Source organism: Flavobacterium sp., from assembly GCF_023151265.1.
Lineage (GTDB): Bacteria > Bacteroidota > Bacteroidia > Flavobacteriales > Flavobacteriaceae > Flavobacterium.
Map to the genome: position 1 here is coordinate 1 of NZ_JAKLJH010000205.1, position 2,693 is coordinate 2,693.

General features: G+C 31.7%; 2 protein-coding genes, 1 tRNA gene and 1 pseudogene. 2 read left to right on the top strand and 2 right to left on the bottom strand.

What is annotated here, in order from left to right; genetic code table 11:
* Both L6Q46_RS13510 and L6Q46_RS13515 read left to right on the top strand, forming a co-directional pair.
* Nucleotides 1-761: pseudogene (locus L6Q46_RS13510) on the top strand (peptidase M61); the annotation flags it as partial.
* A 154-nt stretch (nt 762-915) separates the two neighbouring features.
* Complete coding sequence (locus L6Q46_RS13515; protein ID WP_291284747.1) at nt 916-1,638, top strand: DUF4369 domain-containing protein; 723 nt, start codon at nt 916-918, stop codon at nt 1,636-1,638.
* A 227-nt stretch (nt 1,639-1,865) separates the two neighbouring features.
* On the opposite strand, the gene L6Q46_RS13520 is transcribed toward L6Q46_RS13515, so the two are convergent.
* Both L6Q46_RS13520 and L6Q46_RS13525 read right to left on the bottom strand, forming a co-directional pair.
* On the bottom strand, nt 1,866-2,330 hold the full coding sequence (locus L6Q46_RS13520; RefSeq protein WP_291284748.1) for a hypothetical protein: 465 nt from the start codon (nt 2,328-2,330) through the stop codon (nt 1,866-1,868).
* A 152-nt stretch (nt 2,331-2,482) separates the two neighbouring features.
* Nucleotides 2,483-2,556, bottom strand: a tRNA-Thr gene (locus L6Q46_RS13525).
* Nucleotides 2,557-2,693 lie beyond the last annotated feature (137 nt).

Genomic DNA, 2,693 nt, shown 5'->3' on the forward strand with positions numbered 1-2,693 from the left:
AAGACGAATTCTTTGAAAGAATGGCAGGTAAAATTGCACAATCGCGTCAAATGAACGACAATATGAGTTTTACTAAAATGAGTAAAAACGTATTAAATCCGCCTTACAAAGAACAATACTTAAACGTTTACAACAAAGGAGCTTTAATTGCGATGTGTATGGATATCTTAATTAGAGAAAACAGCAATGGTAAAAAAGGAATTTTAAACCTAATGCAAGAATTATCTAAAGAGTACGGAACAAATAAAGCATTCAAAGACGAAGAGTTATTTGGTAAGATTACAGCATTAACATATCCTGCTGTTGGTGAATTCTTAAAAAATCACGTAGCTGGTGAAACTCCAATTCCATACGAGCAATATTTTGCTAAAATGGGTGTAACTGAGGCTACAACTGAAATTGCTGGAAATCCATTCTTAAAAGGACAAACTGAACCTTATATTACAGTAAATCCTAGTACAAAGGAAATTATGATTTTACCAGATACAGAATTAAATGTATTCATGACAACATTAGGATTAAAAAACAACGACACACTTTTAGCTTTTAACGACAAAAATTATAACTTAGACAACATCTACGATTTAATCATGGCAAGCATGAACTGGAAAGATGGTGATGCGATTTCGGTTAAAATTAAAAGAGATGGAAAAGAGCAAACCGTTAAAGGAAAAGTAGTGATGCCAAAAGAAAAACAAGATGGCTACCAATCAACAGATGCTACTAAAAAAGCAGTTCGCGAAGCTTGGTTAAGAGGCTAAGATTTGAGATTGTTGAATTTTGATTTTAGATTTTAGACGTATTTTAAAATTTGATATCGAAATTTGTATTTGATATTACACTTGAAAATCCTCAAAGTACTTAGTATTTTGAGGATTTTTTTATTTACTTTGCGAACACAAATTAAAATTCAAAATGAAGAAGATAGTTTTAACCATAATTGCCGTTATCACATTAATAGCTTGTAACAAAGAAGGAGCTTCAGATGCAAATGTTCATATTTCAGGTGACGTAAAAGGATTAAGTCAAGGAAAGTTATATTTACAAAAAATTCAAGATTCTGCTTTAGTAATGCTTGACAGTATTGAGATTTCAGGCGATTCTAAATTTGAAAGCCATATCAAATTAGAAAGTCCAGAAATGTTGTATTTATTTTTAGACAGAGGACAAACCAATTCAATTGATAACAGTTTACCGTTTTTCGCGGAACCAGGAGAAATTAAAATCGAAACTACGTTAAAACACTTTTTTGCCGATGCTAAAATTACAGGTTCTAAGAATCATGATTTATGGAAAAAATTTGATAGCTTAAATAGTAAGTTCAGAGATCAAAACTTAGCTTTAATGGCAAAACGTTTAAAAAACGAATACCAACCTAACCCAACTACTACAGACAGCATTGAGAAAGCTTATAATAACTTATTAAAGAGAAAATATCGCTACACCGCACATTTTGCTGTTACGAATGCAAACAAAGAAATTGCGCCTTATTTAGCGCTTTCAGAAATTGCCGATATTAATACCGTTTACTTAGATACGATTCAAAAAAGTATGACACCAGAAGTTGCCAAATCAAAATACGGAAAAATGCTTAAGAAATATGTTAAAGAACGAAAAGCTTTAGAAGCTCAGAAATAAAAAAAGCGGTCAGTAAATGACCGCTTTTTTTATGCTAAATTTAAAATTGATTTTTATCTTTATGAATATTGATAAATCATAAATTGACGCTAAAGCATTCACATGGTAGCATGGAGAACCAGCAGCAAGTCGTTAAAAATATAACAAAACATTCTATTCAGTAGCGGATTTTACTGCGGAAAATCCGGAAGTAGTCATTAAAGCAACACGATGTTATCGTAGTTCTTTTAATTTTCTGTTTCTGTCTTGTGTTTTTTCCAAGTTATGTAAGCTTCTCTTCCTAGTGATTTAGTTGGTTCTCCACATAACGGCCATTTAATTTCTAAATCAGACCAAGGATCAAAAGGTAAAGGTCCGTCATAAACAATTTTAGGATTAATCGACCCAATAATTTCGATATTTTCCTTGTTTCTTCTTGTATAAACTCCAATGCAAATTTCGTTTTTAGAAAAGTCCTCAACATTTTTTAAAGCATAAACTCTTTCAAATTCCAATGGTTTTAATTCTTCAATCTTAAGTTCACTAAATTCAATTTTATGGTTACGGATTATTGGAGTTATTGCTATATGACACATTGGATGATAATTTTCAGTCTTTTCTCTTTCAGATAATACGACAGCAATTCCCCAAAAGCCTTCTGCTGGATTTGTTAGTATTACATCACCTTCATTGAATAATTTTATTTTACCCATAAATAACTAAATCAATATAATGTTTCTTTCAGTGAATTTTCGGCACTATTACAGCTAACTACTAACTATCATCAAATATATAAAAGTTTCTACTATTAAAAACATCACAAAACAAAAAAACCACCACATTACTGTGATGGTTTCTACTTTAGAGCCGATGGAGGGACTCGAACCCACGACCTGCTGATTACAAATCAGCTGCTCTAGCCAGCTGAGCTACACCGGCAACTCTATTGCGGTGCAAATATAGTTCTGAAATTTAAATTTCCAAAAAAAATCTGCACTTTTTTATCGCAATTTTTTAGTTTAATTCGTTTATTTTCGCAACAAATTGATTTGCAGCCGCTTCGTAATCCTTACGGA